This is a genomic window from Micromonospora antibiotica (genome assembly GCF_017599305.1).
Lineage (GTDB): Bacteria > Actinomycetota > Actinomycetes > Mycobacteriales > Micromonosporaceae > Micromonospora > Micromonospora antibiotica.
In genome coordinates, this window is record NZ_JAGFWR010000029.1 from 65,321 (window position 1) to 79,683 (window position 14,363).

General features: G+C 70.1%; 12 protein-coding genes and 1 other RNA gene. 10 read left to right on the top strand and 3 right to left on the bottom strand.

What is annotated here, in order from left to right:
• Positions 1–113 precede the first annotated feature (113 nt).
• Positions 114–3,041: a preprotein translocase subunit SecA gene (gene secA / locus JQN83_RS29040; protein ID WP_208570341.1), complete on the top strand. Its 2,928-nt coding sequence runs from the start codon at positions 114–116 to the stop codon at positions 3,039–3,041.
• Positions 3,042–3,402: 361 nt separating this feature from the next.
• On the opposite strand, the gene JQN83_RS29045 is transcribed toward secA, so the two are convergent.
• Both JQN83_RS29045 and JQN83_RS29050 read right to left on the bottom strand, forming a co-directional pair.
• Positions 3,403–3,984 carry an Rv3235 family protein gene (locus JQN83_RS29045; protein WP_208570342.1) on the bottom strand — a complete coding sequence of 194 codons (582 nt, stop codon included), beginning with the start codon at positions 3,982–3,984 and terminating at the stop codon, positions 3,403–3,405.
• 102 nt (positions 3,985–4,086) lie between these two features.
• Complete coding sequence (locus JQN83_RS29050; protein WP_067306191.1) at positions 4,087–4,314, bottom strand: helix-turn-helix domain-containing protein; 228 nt, start codon at positions 4,312–4,314, stop codon at positions 4,087–4,089.
• A 243-nt stretch (positions 4,315–4,557) separates the two neighbouring features.
• On the opposite strand from JQN83_RS29050, the gene JQN83_RS29055 reads away from it, so the two are divergent.
• Positions 4,558–5,070, top strand: coding sequence for a DUF6912 family protein (locus JQN83_RS29055; protein WP_208570343.1), 513 nt, complete (start codon positions 4,558–4,560; stop codon positions 5,068–5,070).
• A 6-nt stretch (positions 5,071–5,076) separates the two neighbouring features.
• On the opposite strand, the gene JQN83_RS29060 is transcribed toward JQN83_RS29055, so the two are convergent.
• Positions 5,077–6,078 carry a hypothetical protein gene (locus JQN83_RS29060; protein WP_208570344.1) on the bottom strand — a complete coding sequence of 334 codons (1,002 nt, stop codon included), beginning with the start codon at positions 6,076–6,078 and terminating at the stop codon, positions 5,077–5,079.
• A 524-nt stretch (positions 6,079–6,602) separates the two neighbouring features.
• Here JQN83_RS29060 and pruA point away from each other — a divergent pair.
• The 8 genes from pruA (at position 6,603) to JQN83_RS29100 (ending at position 14,244) form a co-directional block, all read left to right on the top strand.
• Positions 6,603–8,231 (top strand): L-glutamate gamma-semialdehyde dehydrogenase, encoded by a 1,629-nt coding sequence (pruA, locus tag JQN83_RS29065; protein ID WP_208570345.1) that lies wholly within the window; start codon positions 6,603–6,605, stop codon positions 8,229–8,231.
• Between the two features lie 260 nt (positions 8,232–8,491).
• The gene (locus JQN83_RS29070) at positions 8,492–9,007 is read left to right on the top strand and encodes a PadR family transcriptional regulator (RefSeq protein ID WP_145918036.1); all 516 of its coding nucleotides are present in this window, start codon (positions 8,492–8,494) and stop codon (positions 9,005–9,007) included.
• Between the two features lie 64 nt (positions 9,008–9,071).
• Positions 9,072–10,193: a peptide chain release factor 2 gene (prfB, locus tag JQN83_RS29075; protein ID WP_208570346.1), complete on the top strand. Its 1,122-nt coding sequence runs from the start codon at positions 9,072–9,074 to the stop codon at positions 10,191–10,193.
• Between the two features lie 118 nt (positions 10,194–10,311).
• Positions 10,312–10,992 carry a cell division ATP-binding protein FtsE gene (gene ftsE, locus JQN83_RS29080; RefSeq protein WP_030331491.1) on the top strand — a complete coding sequence of 227 codons (681 nt, stop codon included), beginning with the start codon at positions 10,312–10,314 and terminating at the stop codon, positions 10,990–10,992.
• Between the two features lie 70 nt (positions 10,993–11,062).
• On the top strand, positions 11,063–11,938 hold the full coding sequence (ftsX, locus tag JQN83_RS29085) for a permease-like cell division protein FtsX (protein ID WP_208570347.1): 876 nt from the start codon (positions 11,063–11,065) through the stop codon (positions 11,936–11,938).
• 135 nt (positions 11,939–12,073) lie between these two features.
• Complete coding sequence (smpB, locus tag JQN83_RS29090) at positions 12,074–12,553, top strand: SsrA-binding protein SmpB (protein WP_208570348.1); 480 nt, start codon at positions 12,074–12,076, stop codon at positions 12,551–12,553.
• 104 nt (positions 12,554–12,657) lie between these two features.
• Positions 12,658–13,033: a transfer-messenger RNA gene (ssrA, locus tag JQN83_RS29095) on the top strand.
• A gap of 251 nt (positions 13,034–13,284) precedes the next feature.
• Positions 13,285–14,244: a hypothetical protein gene (locus tag JQN83_RS29100; RefSeq protein ID WP_208570349.1), complete on the top strand. Its 960-nt coding sequence runs from the start codon at positions 13,285–13,287 to the stop codon at positions 14,242–14,244.
• The last annotated feature ends 119 nt before the right edge of the window (positions 14,245–14,363 follow it).

A 14,363-nucleotide genomic window follows, 5' to 3' on the forward strand; every position in this document is an offset into this window, starting at 1 on the left:
GGGTCGAGCCGAGCATTATGTCGGTTTGGTCGGGTCGGACCGCCGCCACCAGTGACCATCGCGCCGACGGAGCGCCTACGATGGTTCGAGACTGTCTAGGGGAGCGTTGATCCGTGTCGATTCTGGAAAGGGTCCTCCGCGCGGGCGAGGGCCGTATGGTGCGCCGGCTGAAGGCCATCGCCGCCGCCGTCAACTCGATCGAGGACGACTACGTCAACCTCACCGACGACGAGCTGAGGTCACTGACCGACCAGTACCGGGAGCGGCTCGCCGATGGTGAGACCCTCGACGACCTGTTGCCCGAGGCGTTCGCCACGGTGCGCGAGGCGGCTGCCCGGGTGCTCGGCCAGCGGCCGTACGACGTCCAGGTGATGGGTGGCGCGGCACTGCACTTCGGCAACATCGCCGAGATGAAGACCGGTGAGGGCAAGACGCTGACCTCGGTCATGGCGGTCTACCTCAACGCGCTCTCCGGCAAGGGCGTGCACGTGGTCACCGTCAACGACTACCTGGCCCAGCGCGACGCCGCCTGGATGGGTCAGGTGCACGAGTTCCTCGGCCTGACCGTCGGCGTGGTGCTGCCCAACCGGCCGGCCGCCGAGCACAAGGCCGCCTACGAGTGCGACATCACCTACGGCACCAACAACGAGTTCGGCTTCGACTACCTGCGCGACAACATGGCCTGGTCGCACGATGAGCTGGTCCAGCGCGGGCACAACTTCGCCGTGGTCGACGAGGTCGACTCGATCCTGATCGACGAGGCCCGGACCCCGCTGATCATCTCCGGCCCGGCCGAGCACTCCGCCCGCTGGTACGGCGAGTTCGCCGGCGTGGTGGCCCGCCTCCAGTCCGGCAAGGACGGCGAGGGCGACTACGAGGTCGACTACGCCAAGCGCACCATCGCGGTCACCGAGCGCGGCGTGGCCAAGGTCGAGGACCGGCTCGGCATCGACAACCTCTACGAGTCGGTCAACACCCCGCTGGTCGGCTACCTCAACAACGCGATCAAGGCCAAGGAGCTCTACAAGCGCGACAAGGACTACATCGTCAGCGACGGCGAGGTCCTGATCGTCGACGAGTTCACCGGGCGCATCCTGCACGGCCGCCGCTACAACGAGGGCATGCACCAGGCGATCGAGGCCAAGGAGGGGGTGGAGATCAAGCAGGAGAACCAGACCCTGGCCACCATCACCCTCCAGAACTACTTCCGCCTCTACGAGAAGCTCTCCGGCATGACCGGTACCGCCCAGACCGAGGCGGGCGAGTTCAACAAGGTCTACAAGGTCGGCGTGGTGACCATCCCCACCCACCGGCCGATGGTCCGGATGGACAAGGCCGACGTCATCTACAAGACCGAGAAGGCCAAGTTCAACGCGGTCATCGAGGACATCGCCGAGCGGCACCAGGCCGGTCAGCCGGTGCTGGTCGGCACCGTCTCGGTGGAAAACTCCGAGATCCTCTCCACGCTGCTGCGCCGCCGGGGCATCCCGCACTCGGTGCTGAACGCGAAGTTCCACGCCCGCGAGGCCGAGATCGTCGCGCAGGCCGGCCGCAAGGGCGCGGTCACCGTCGCGACCAACATGGCCGGCCGGGGCACCGACATCCTGCTCGGCGGTAACGCCGAGTTCCTCGCCGCCAGCGAGCTGCGCCAGCGCGGCCTCGACCCGGTCGAGCAGGAGGACGAGTACGCCAAGGCGATGGAGGAGGCCCTCCCCACCTGGAAGCAGGCGTGCGAGACCGAGGCCGAGGAGGTGGCCGCCGCCGGTGGCCTCTACGTGCTCGGCACCGAGCGGCACGAGTCCCGCCGGATCGACAACCAGCTGCGCGGTCGGGCCGGCCGGCAGGGTGACCCGGGCGAGTCCCGGTTCTACCTGTCGCTCCAGGACGAGCTGATGAAGCGGTTCCGGGCCGGTGCCGTCGAGGCGGTGATGGAGCGGTTCAACATCCCGGAGGACGTGCCCATCGAGTCGAAGATGGTCACCCGGCAGATCAAGAACGCCCAGGCCCAGATCGAGGGCCAGAACGCCGAGATCCGCAAGAACGTCCTGAAGTACGACGAGGTGCTCAACAAGCAGCGCCAGGTGATCTACGCCGAGCGGCTGCGCGTGCTCAACGGTGAGGACCTCTCCGACCAGGTCCGCAACATGATCGACGACACCATCGGCGCGTACGTGGTGGGGGCCACCAGCGACGGCTACGCCGAGGACTGGGACCTCGACCAGCTCTGGGCGAGCCTCAAGCAGCTCTACCCGGTTAGCGTCACCGTCGACGAGCTGGAGGAGGAGGTCGGTTCCCGCTCCGGCCTGGACCAGGACTTCCTGCTGGCCCGGCTCAAGGAGGACGCGAACGCCGCGTACGACCGGCGTGAGGAGAGCCTCGGCGAGGAAGCCACCCGCCAGCTCGAGCGGATGGTGCTGCTCCAGGTCATCGACCGCAAGTGGCGCGAGCACCTCTACGAGATGGACTACCTCCAGGAGGGCATCAGCCTCCGGGCGTACGCCCAGCGCGACCCGGTCATCGAGTACCAGCGCGAGGGCTTCGACATGTTCGCCACCATGATGGAAGGCATCAAGGAGGAGACGGTCGGCTTCCTCTACAACCTGGAGGTGCAGGTCCAGGAGCCGGAGCCGGAGGCCGAGGAGGTGCAGCTGCTGGACAAGCCGGTCGAGATCCGGGCCAAGGGCCTCAACCGCGCGCCCCAGCAGCAGGGCCTGCAATACTCCGCCCCCACCATCGACGGTGAGGCCGGCGCGGGCGCGGTGGCCGTGGAACGGCCCGAGCCCGAGCCGTCCGCACCGGCACTCGGCATCGGCGGTGGGCAGCCGCAGGCTCCGTCGCAGGCCCGACCCGCCGCCGGTACGCCGCGTCGCCCGGCCGCCGCCGGGGCGACCGGTCAGGCTGCCGCAGCCAGCACCGCCCGGCGTAACACCGGTCCGGTCGACCGGTCGGCCGAGGGTGGGCCGTCCCGCAACGCGCCCTGCCCGTGCGGCTCCGGTCGCAAGTACAAGCGCTGCCACGGTGCGCCCAACGGCGGCGCCTGATCCGAACCGCCAGGACGCCCACCTACTCACCAGAGCAGGCGGGCGTCCTGCCGTTCCGGGCAGTCCTGCCGTTCCGGGCGGTCCTGCCGTTCCGGGCGGTCCTGCCGTTCCGGGCGGTCCTGCCGTTCCGGGCGGTCCTGCCGTTCCGGGCGGTCCTGTTGTTCGGCCGCGGAACCCCTTGCCCGACTTCACCCCCACCCAGCCCCGCCCCTCACCCGGATCAGCCCTCCGGGTTCCGTCACCTCCGGTGATCAAGAGGAATACGTCAGTTGGATCTCCAGGAATGACCTGAACCTCTTGATCAACACGGCGGACTGGCTGCGGGGAAGGGTGTGGGGGTCTGGGGTGGGCGGGGTGGGGGTCAGATGACCTGGAGGGTGGTGCAGAGCCAGCTGCCTCGGCGGTGTTCCAGGCGGAGCGCCATCGCCCAGGTCCGACCAGCTGCGGCGACCACCACGGCCACCTCGACGGCTGCCGCGTGCGGTTCGAACACCCGCAGCCGGCGCAGGTGGACGGCGGGACGGGTGGAGCGCCGACGCACCGGCGGGGTACGCGACGCGGCGCGGGCGAGTTGTTCGCTCACCTCGGCGGTGTGCCCCGGCTCGACCAGTGCCCGGATCTGGCCGGGCGGCCGGTAACCGTTGAGGATTTCCAGGCAGGTGCCGACGAACCGGTGGGCCGCACGGGTCGCCTCGGGGGTGGCGGTGGCGGGCGGGGGCAGTGCCGGGGTGGCCGGATGTCCGGGGTGGGGTCGGGGGTCGGGCCGTCGGCCGGCCGGGCGACCGACGGGCGGTTGCCCGGTGCCGAACAGGTCGAGGGCGAGCTGGCCGGGCGGTCGGGGCCACAGATCCGGCACCTCGTCGACGTAGGGCGGGTCGGCGATGGGGGCGGGGCGCAACCGGATCGGTGGTCGGGTCGGCCCCGGACGGCGGGAGTCGGCCATCGCTGCACCCTCAATCCCTGCGTTTGCCTTCGTTTGCTTCCGACAGCGTCGATTGTCGACCACGGCAACGCCCAGGGTCAATGGCTCAGGGGTACGGGGCGATCACTCCGGGTCGCGGTCGGTGAGCGGGTTGCCGCGTACCCACTCGGCGGTCTCGGCGTACTTGAGCTGGATGTACTCCTCCAGTCGGGCGCGCTCCACCCGCCACTGACCCCGCCCGCCGATCTTGATGGCGGGCAGTTCGCCGCTGCGTACCATGTGATAGACCTGCGAATCTGAGACGTTCAGCTCGGCGGCCACGTCGGAGAGCAGGAGAAACCTCGGCTCCACGGAAACCCCTCGGCTTGACGTCGTTCGGATCAGTTTGCCACCGACAGCCTTCCCCGCCCAGCACCGGACCGTCCGCCCGGTGCGGCGTCTTCCACCGCAGCGCTGTGCGGTGTATGACGGTCTCGGCCGTCGGGTCCGCGCCCGTACCGCCCGTACGGCATGATCGGCGTTCGGGCGGGCGGTGCGGCCACGGTCCCGGGGGACGCGGCGAAACAGCCGGCACGGCAACGAGCGGGGGAGACGATGGCGGGCGACGAGCTGGTCCGGGTGTACGTGCCGGCGACCGTGCCGATGCTGGCCCTGCTGCGCGAGCGGGGACTGCCGGTCAGCGACGGGCACGCGGTCACCCCCACCCTGCGCGAGTGGTACGCCGAGGGCGACGAGGAGGAGCTGGAGTACGTCGCCTTCACCCGGGCCGCCCAGGACGCCCTGCAACTGTTGCGGGAGGACCCGGCCGCACCCCGACGGCGGGTGGTGGTCTCGGTCGACCTGCCCGGTGCCGCCGTCGGCCGGGGTGACGGCGAGCTGGGCTCCAGCGTGGTGGAGCTGGACGGTCCGGTGCCGGCGTCGGCCGTGGCCGCGCTGCACGTGGACGGGGACGAAGCGGTCGAGGACGTCACCGCCGCCGTCGACGTGGTGCACGAAGCGCTCGCCGGTGACCCGGACGCCCAGTTCACCGTCGACGGGGCCGAGGACCACGAGCTGGAGTGGTACGCCCCCTCCGAGTGGGAGTTGCTGCTGCGTACCGCCTCCTGACCCGGGTCAGTCCTCGACGGTCTCGGGGTCGTCGTCGCGGTGGGTCGGGCCGAGGGTGCGGCCGAAGAGAATCACCGAGGTCAACGCGCCCACGAAGAGCACCCAGATGCCGTTGTCGATCCGGGAGGTGCCCATGCTGGTCTGGGCCACCGCGTCCGCCTCGCTGAGCGCGCCGGCCAGGTCCAGCAGGGTCCGGCCGCCGATCCGGATGATCACCTCGGTGAGCAGCAGGAGTAGACCCGGACCGGCTCCGGCGAGCAGGTAGGCGGGCCAGCGTGGAGCAGGGGCGTCGGGGGCGCGGCGGACGGCCCGGCGGCGGGCCCAGCTGAGGTAGCCGAAGGCGAGTAGCCCGGCCAGCAGTCCGCCGAGCAGCGACTCGGTGCGGGAGACCCACTTCGCGGCACCGACCAGGGACGCCTGCGAGTCGTCCGCACCGAACAGGTCGAACAGCGGGTCGCGGGCCTGGCTGAACAGCACGACGAAGAGCAGGGTGCCGAGGGCGGCGGCGACCACCGCGCCGACCGGTGCCGGGGTACGCGCCCCGGCGATCGCCCCGCCGATGATGGCCGCCGCCGCGCTGGTGCCGGCGATGGTGTTGGTGGTGGCGTTGTCGGCGTAGGTCAGGTTGACGGCCAGGGCGGTGCCCAGCCCGACCAGCATGCCGGCCCCGAGCGCCGCCGCGAAGCGCAGTGCGGCGCGGTCGCCGAGCCGGCGGGCGGCCAGTTCGCTCGCGGCCAGCGCGACGGCCGTCCCGGCGACCAGCGCGGCGGAGATCACCCCGGGTAGGGCGAAGGCGGAGAGGGTGATCGCGGTGAGGCCGACCGCCGCCGAGTGGATCGCTTCCCGGGTGGACCACAGCATCGCGGCCAGCCACCCGAGCGCGAGCACCGCCAGCAGGGGCGTACCCGGGGCGTACCCCGCCGGTGCGGTGTGGGTCTCCCCGCCGCCCTGCCCGGTGTCGACCGTCTGTGCGGACGCCGCCGTGGAGCTGCCGGGCTGCTTGCTCATCGTCTCCCCTTCGACACCGCGCCACCCCGGCACCGGGAGGCCTCTGATCGCTCGAACCAGGGTACGCGGGCTGACGGTGCGGTCCCTGGCTGGGCGCGGACCGTCCCCACGCCCGGCCGGGCAGCCGGAGGGGGCGGGTGGCATGGGCGGCGCGGCTGCGGTCTGCCCGTAGCGCCGCCGGCCCGCGCCGGTCCGCCCGGCCGGGCCCGCGCCGGTCCGCCCCGCCGGGCCCCGTCCGGTGTCCGGCGCTGCTGCCCTCCCGGTGCCGCCGCCGTCGGACCGCCCTGTCTTTCTGCTGATCGACGGGGGCTGTTTGATGCGAATCGTCGCCCTGAAGGTGTCGTGGCCTCGCGATCATCGGTGCGGGGCGGGCGGGGCGTGGTTCCGTCGGGGTCGGCGTGGGAGAATCCCCGGAGGTCCCGCCACCGCGCCAGGCACGCCGCGCGGTGTCCGGTGTCCGACCGTCCGGTCGGTGCCCGCGGGGCCGATTTCGCCGCCGCTGTCGAGATCGCCCAGGAGCTGTGATGGACGCCGTGTTCTCCGTACCCGAGCCGCACAACGAGCCGGTACGCACCTACGAGCCGGGCAGCGCCGACCGGGAGCGGCTGCAACGGCGGCTGACCGAGCTGGCCGCCGAGCGGATCGACCTGCCGATGACCATCGCCGGTGAGCAGCGGATGGCCGGTGGCGACCCGATCGACGTGGTGCAGCCGCACCGGCACGCGCACGTGCTCGGGGTCACCGGTCACGCCACCCACGACGACGCCCGCGCCGCCGTACGGGCCGCCAAGGACGCCGCGCCGATGTGGCGGGCGTTGCCGTTCGAGGAGCGGGCCGCGGTCTTCCTGCGCGCCGCCGAGCTGCTGGCCGGCCCGTGGCGGGACACCCTCAACGCGGCCACCATGCTCGGCCAGTCCAAGACCGCCGTGCAGGCGGAGATCGACGCGGCCTGCGAGTTCATCGACTTCCTCCGGTTCAACGTGCACTTCGCCCGGGAGTTGCTGGCGGCGCAGCCGAACTCGTCGCCGGGGGTGTGGAACCGGTTCGACCACCGCCCGCTGGAGGGCTTCGTCTACGCGGTGACCCCGTTCAACTTCACCGCGATCGCCGGCAACCTGCCGTCCGCGCCGGCCCTGCTCGGCAACACCGTGGTCTGGAAGCCGGGCCCCACCCAGCAGTTCGCGGCGCACTTCACCATGCGGCTGTTCGAGGCGGCCGGCCTGCCCCCCGGCGTGATCAACATGGTCACCGGGCGGGGCGAGGAGGTCTCCGACGTGGTGCTCGCCGACCCGGACCTGGCCGGCATCCACTTCACCGGCTCCACCAGGGTCTTCCAGCAGCTGTGGCGCACGGTCGGCGAGAACATCGCCGCCTACCGGGGCTACCCCCGGCTGGTCGGTGAGACCGGCGGCAAGGACTTCGTCGTCGCGCACCCCAGCGCCGACGTCGACGCCCTGCACACCGCGCTGATCCGGGGCGCCTACGAATACCAGGGCCAGAAGTGCTCGGCCGCCTCGCGGGCGTACGTCCCCCGGTCGCTGTGGTCCGCTGGGCTGCGGGACCGGCTGGCCGCCACCGCCGACGCGTTGACCTACGGCGACGTGACCGACTTCGCCAACTTCGGCGGCGCGGTGATCGACGCCCGCGCGTTCGCCAGGCACACCGCCGCGCTGGACCTGATCGCCGGGGACGACAGCTGCCGGGTGCTGGCCGGGGGCACCGCCGACGACTCGGTCGGGTGGTTCGTCCGGCCGACGCTGTTCGAGTGCACCGACCTGGCCCACGAGACGTTCACCACCGAATACTTCGGGCCGATCCTCGGCGTGCACGTCTTCGACGACGCCAACTTCGACGACGTGGTCACCCAGGCCGAGTCCATCGCCCCGTACGCCCTGACCGGGTCGATCTTCGCCACCGACCGCCGGGTGGTCGACGCGGTGGCCGAGAAGATGCGGTACGCGGCCGGCAACTTCTACATCAACGACAAGCCGACCGGGGCGGTGGTCGGGCAGCAGCCCTTCGGCGGGGCCCGGGCCAGCGGCACCAACGACAAGGCCGGGTCGTGGCACAACCTGGTGCGCTGGATGTCGCCCCGGACGATCAAGGAGACGTTCGTGGCGCCGACCGACCACACGTACCCGCACATGGGGTGAACCGGCGACGACCGGCGGTGGCGGGTGATCCGGCCGCCGCCGGTCGGGGTCGTCCCGGGCTCGGGCGGCGCGGGACGGCCACCGCGCCGGCCACCACGGTCGGTGCACCCCAGGTCACCGCCGATGGCGTGGGCCAGTGGGCGGTCGGGGGGCGGTCCTGGGAGCACTGTCGTCCGCCGACAGTGCACATTGGAAATCCTCCCGGGTGGCAAATCCGGAAATCCTGGACGCCGGGACGGCAAAGTGGCAGCTTAGAGGGCATGGCGGATTCCGGAGTCAACCCCACTGCGGCGGCCCTGCTGGGGTTGTTGCATGAGGGCCCGATGACAGGCGGCCAGCTGATGGCCGCCGCTGAGCGCCGACTGGCGCCGTACTGGTCGATGACACGCAGTCAGGTCTACCGTGAGTTGCCGGTCCTGGCGGAGCGTGGTTTCGTGCGGCTGGGCAAGCCCGGGCCGCGGATGAGTCAACCCTACGCGATCACGGCGGCGGGGAAGCGGACCTTCTCCCGATGGCTGGCGGAGAATCCCGGTCGGGACACCATCCGCAACCCGATCGCCCTGCGGATCGCGTTCGGCAACCTGCACTCGGCCAGCCAGCTCAAGAACCTCTACACCTCGGCCAACGAATACCACACCGAGGCCCTCGCGTACGTCCGGGAGCAGGTCAAGACCGCCAAGAAGGAGGGCGACGAGTACGACGCCAGCGCGCTGGAGTTCGCCGTTGCCTACCACAAGGCGGCGCTGTCCTGGCTCAAGACCGCCCCGGTCGGCTGATCATCGGCCCTGGTAGGTGGTGTGACGTGAGCGGACCGCCGCACGCACAGTACCCTTGTCTGTCGTGACCGCTGCCGATTACGCCGAACAGCTCAAGGAACTCGACGCGACCCTGCGCAACATCGAGGCGGTGCTCGACCTCGACCGCCTGCGGGAGGAGAAGGCCCGGCTGGAGGAGCAGGCGTCCGCGCCGGATCTCTGGGACGACCAGGCCAAGGCGCAGCAGGTGACCTCGCAGTTGTCGTACGTCAACGGCGAGATCAGCAAGCTGGGCAGCCTGCGGTCCGGGCTCGACGACGCGCGGGTGCTGCTGGAGCTGGCCGAGGACGAGGCCGACTCCGGGGTGCTGGGCGAGGTCGAGTCGGAGATCGCCACGCTGACCAAGGCCATCCAGGAGATGGAGGTCCGCACCCTGCTCTCCGGCGAGTACGACTCCCGGGAGGCGCTGGTCGCCATCCGGGCGGGCGCCGGTGGGGTGGACGCGGCCGACTTCGCCGAGATGCTGCTGCGGATGTACCTGCGGTGGGCGGAGCGGCACGGCTACCCGACGGAGGTCTACGAGACCTCGTACGCGGAAGAGGCCGGCCTGAAGTCCGCCACGTTCACCGTCAAGGTGCCGTACGCCTACGGCACGCTCAGCGTCGAGTCGGGCACCCACCGGCTGGTCCGGATCAGCCCGTTCGACAACCAGGGCCGCCGGCAGACCAGCTTCGCCGGGGTCGAGGTGCTGCCGGTCACCGAGCAGACCGACCACATCGACATCCCGGAGAACGAGATCCGGGTGGACGTCTACCGGTCGTCCGGGCCGGGTGGGCAGAGCGTCAACACCACCGACTCGGCGGTGCGGTTGACCCACATCCCCACCGGCATCGTGGTGACCTGCCAGAACGAGAAGTCCCAGCTCCAGAACAAGGCCTCCGCGATGCGGGTGCTCCAGTCCCGGCTGCTGGAGCGCAAGCGGCAGGAGGAGGAGGCGAAGCTGGCCGGCCTGAAGTCCGGCCACGCCCCCACCTGGGGCGACCAGATGCGCTCGTACGTGCTGCACCCCTATCAGATGGTGAAGGATCTCCGAACCGAGCAGGAGACCGGCAATCCGTCGTCGGTCTTCGACGGGGAGTTGGACAGCTTCATCGAGGCGGGTATCCGCTGGCGCAAGCAGCAGCAGCTCGCCAACGACGCTGCGTGATCGATCGTGAACGGGGCGCGTCGTCGATTCCGGGTTGACCGGGCGAATCGATGACGCGCCCCGCTTCGGCGGGGCGTGCCACTTGGCTCTGCGGTTACACCGCGTAGACTCACGACCCGTGATTCAGCTTGAGCAAGTGACGAAGACGTACCCGAAGGCGTCCCGGCCTTCGCTCGACAACGTGTCCGTCTCGATCGAGAAGGGCGAGTTCGTCTTCTTCATCGGGCCATCAGGCTCCGGCAAGTCCACGATCATCAAGATGCTGCTGCACGAGGTCGCCCCCAACAAGGGCCGGGTCGTCGTCAACGGCAAGGACGTCACCTCGATGCGGTCCTGGAAGCGACCCCACTTCCGACGTTCCATCGGCTGCGTCTTCCAGGACTTCCGGCTGCTGCCGAACCGCACCGCCTACGAGAACGTGGCGTTCGCCCTGGAGGTGATCGGCAAGACCAAGGCGGTGGCCCGCCGGGTCGTGCCCGAGGTGCTGGAGTTGGTCGGGCTCGGTGGCAAGGAGCACCGGTACCCGCACGAACTCTCCGGCGGTGAGCAGCAGCGGGTCGCGGTCGCCAGGGCGTTCGTGAACCGTCCGCTGATCCTGCTGGCGGACGAGCCGACCGGAAACCTGGACCCGGACACCTCGATCGAGATCATGCGTTTGCTGGACCGGATCAACCGCACCGGTACGACCGTCGTGATGGTCACGCACGACTCCAACATCGTGAACCAGATGCGCCGTCGCGTCGTCGAGATCGAGAGTGGCCGCATCGTGCGCGACCAGGCCCGCGGCGTCTACGGGTGAGCCGGCGCTCCACCCCTGCCGTACGACCTGACGACGAACACCTCACGCCGGAGAGCCGGAGGAACACCCGATGCGGATAAAGTACGTCCTGTCCGAGGTACTGGTCGGACTGTGGCGCAACGTCACGATGACGATCGCGATGATCATCACGATGGCGGTCTCGCTGACCATGCTCGGCGCCAGCGGCCTGATGTACAAACAGGTCGGCGACATGAAGGACCTCTACTACAAGAACGTCGAAGTCTCGATCTTCCTGAAGACCGACGTCACCGAGCAGCAGCGCACCGACCTCGACGCCAAGTTGAAGGGCGACCCCCTGGTCAAGGAGGTCCTCTACGTCAACAAGGACGAGGCGTACAAGACGTTCAAGGAGATGTACCAGGACGCGCCCGACCTGGTGAACGTCGTGAAGCCCGACCTGCTCCCCGAGTCGTTCCGGCTGAAGCTGGTCAACCCGGAGCAGTACAAGAACATCTACGACCAGTACCAGGGCACCGAGGGTGTCGACGTGATCGTCGACCAGAGCCGGCTGCTGGACAAGATCTTCAATGTGCTCACCGCCATCCAGAACATCGCGCTGGCCGCCGCGGTGGTGATGGCCATCGCCGCGTTGCTGCTGGTGGCGAACACCATCCAGGTGGCCGCGTACAGCAAGCGGCGTGAGGTCGCGGTCATGAAGCTGGTCGGTGCGTCGAACTGGTTCATCCAGGCGCCGTTCGTGCTGGAGGCGGTGGTCGCCGGCCTGATCGGCTCGCTGCTGGGCCTGATCGCGCTGATCGGCGCCAAACAGCTGCTGTTCAGCGGTTCGTTGAAGGCGCTCGAAGGGCTGCTCTCGCCGATCCAGTGGTCGGACATCTTCCTGATGTTCCCGCTGATGGCCGGCGTCGGTGGCCTGATCAGCGCCGCCACCGCCTGGGTCACGCTCCGCTTCTACCTGCGGGTCTAGTCACCGCAGGGGTCGACGTGCGGGCCCTCCCGCGCCGGGAAGAAACGGCGCGGGAGGGCCCTTGTCATTCGGGTAGCATGATCCCCGCTCACCGACCGGCCGGTCGGTGAGCGTACACGGAAGGGGGTGCGCCGGATGCCACGGGAAAAGGGCCGCAAGGTGGTCGCCTCCAACAAGAAGGCCCGCCACGACTACGCCATCCTCGACACGTACGAGGCGGGCATGGCGCTGACCGGCACCGAGGTCAAGTCGCTGCGCGCCGGGCGGGCCTCGCTGGTCGACGCCTTCGCCCAGGAACGCGACGGCGAACTGTTCCTGCACGGCATGCACATCCCGGAGTACACCCAGGGCACCTGGACCAACCACGAGCCCCGGCGTACCCGCAAGCTGCTGCTCAAGCGGTTGGAGATCGACAAGTTGATCGGCAAGACCCGTGAGGGTGGCCTGACCATGGTCCCGTTGCAGGTCTACTTCTCCGACGGCTGGGCCAAGGTCGAGATCGCCCTGGCCAAGGGCAAGAAGTCGTACGACAAGCGGCAGGACCTCGCCAAGCGGGACGCCGACCGGGAGATCGCCCGGGTGTCGGGTCGACGCGGCAAGGGAATGGACGACTGATTCATCCTGTTTGCCCGGCTCGGCACGCTGGGCCGGGCCTCGGGATGAAACCCGTTGCGGTAGGCGTTAGTCTGGACAGTGCCGCCACATCGGTGGCCCGTCGAGGGGGTGACTGGTTTCGACTTCGTACGCAGCGACAGGGGAAGCGAGCCGAGGAAGCCGACGTCGTCTCGAGAATCGGTCGTCGGAAACTTATAAGCGCCAAGCAAAATCGCGCTGACTTCGCTCTCGCCGCCTGAGGCGAGTAGTGAGTCTGTCGGCCTGGGAACGCCTTCGTCCCAGTTAGCCGGCATCAGTTAGGAGGCTGGCCAACCGGACCCGGTCGCGGGGTCCGTGCGGCGAGATCAATCAGCGACTGGGCCCGTCACACCAACTTGCTCGCGTGAGCGGTGGGGCCGAGTAGAGGCATAGCGAGCTGCGCTCGGAGAAGCCCTGACAAACCGGCGAAGGACCCGGGTTCGATTCCCGGCACCTCCACCACACGATGCGCCCCGGTCCCCAGGACCGGGGCGCATCTCTCTCTTCCCACCCGGCCCTCTCCCCTCCCGCGCTCCCCGCGCGTCCCGCGCTCTCCCTCCGCCCCGTCTCGGTCGCGTTGATCAAGAAGTTTGCGTCATTTTTGGAGATCAACTTGACCCAAACCTCTTGATCAACGGGGGCGGGGCGGGGTGGGGGAAGGTGGGGAGGGGGGAGGGTGGGAACCGGGGGAGGGGGTGGAGCGTCACAGGGGTATGCGGCGACTTGTTGTGGTGGGGTGGGGGCTCGTGGTGGCGGTGGCGGGCGGGTGTGCGCCGGTGGGGTCGGTGCCGGGTGGGGCCGGTGGGGCGGTCGGGGGTGGTCCGGGGCAGCACCGCGAGGCGTTCGACGAGCGGGCCGCCGAGGTCGCGGGGGCGTGGCGGCCCGGGTCCGACTGGTCGAGTGGATACCTGCCGTTGCAGGACGCCACGGTGCTCACCGGGCAACCCGGCTTCACCGCCGACACCGAGATGGCCTTCCGTTCCGGTTGGTACCGCGACCAGATCCCAATGCCGACCGAGGTGCCCGCCGACGCGGCGATCCGCTTCCCGGACGGCGCACTGACCGTCCCGCTGATCAGCGCGGCCGAGGCGTACCGGCAACTGGACCAGGGGGACCCGCCACCGTGCGACGGGCGGCCCCGGGTGCCCCGGGCTGCAGCCCCGACTGCCGGCACCAGGCCGGACGATTCGGTCTCCACGCAGGCGGCCACAGCGTGCATCCCACTCACCGTCACCGGCGTGACGCTCGGCGAGGCCGAGGTACGCACCAGTCGGGGCGTCGCCGCCGTGCCAGCCTGGTTGTTCACCGTGGCCGAGTTGACCGCCCCGGTGGCCCGCCTCGCGGTAGCGGCCCGGGCGGTCGGCGCCGTGCCCGAGCCGGCTGCCCCGACCCGACCCCTTCCGGGCGGCGTGGCCGGTGCCGATCGACTCCAACGCGTCGATCACGCCCGGTTGACGTACACGGTGAGCATAGGCGCCTGCGACACCGGGCCCACCGCCCTGGTGTGGGAGAGCGACGACGTGGTGGTGGTCGGCGGTGGAGTGCTCCAGGGCACCGGGGAGTGCGTCGACCTCGCGGTACTCAAACCGGTCACCGTGACCTTGACGACCCCCCTCGGCACCCGCCCGGTCCTCGACGTGGCAACCGGCCGCCCCCTCACCCTCACCCCCTGACAGTGATGATGTGGGAGCGGGTCACCCGGCTGGTCTGACTCACCCTCTGACTGACCGTGGTGTCTTCTAGGGGATTCGTCGGCGTGTCCGGGTGACCCGTTCCTGCACTCACCTGCTGG

Bases quoted from the DNA above. Each gene is read 5' to 3' on its own strand.
- JQN83_RS29045 (WP_208570342.1), bottom strand. From the start codon at position 3,984: ATGGCCGACTCCCGCCGTCCGGGGCCGACCCGACCACCGATCCGGTTG.
- JQN83_RS29055 (WP_208570343.1), top strand. From the start codon at position 4,558: ATGGCGGGCGACGAGCTGGTCCGGGTGTACGTGCCGGCGACCGTGCCG.
- JQN83_RS29060 (WP_208570344.1), bottom strand. From the start codon at position 6,078: ATGAGCAAGCAGCCCGGCAGCTCCACGGCGGCGTCCGCACAGACGGTC.
- pruA (WP_208570345.1), top strand. From the start codon at position 6,603: ATGGACGCCGTGTTCTCCGTACCCGAGCCGCACAACGAGCCGGTACGC.
- JQN83_RS29070 (WP_145918036.1), top strand. From the start codon at position 8,492: ATGGCGGATTCCGGAGTCAACCCCACTGCGGCGGCCCTGCTGGGGTTG.
- ftsX (WP_208570347.1), top strand. From the start codon at position 11,063: ATGCGGATAAAGTACGTCCTGTCCGAGGTACTGGTCGGACTGTGGCGC.
- smpB (WP_208570348.1), top strand. From the start codon at position 12,074: ATGCCACGGGAAAAGGGCCGCAAGGTGGTCGCCTCCAACAAGAAGGCC.
- JQN83_RS29100 (WP_208570349.1), top strand. From the start codon at position 13,285: ATGCGGCGACTTGTTGTGGTGGGGTGGGGGCTCGTGGTGGCGGTGGCG.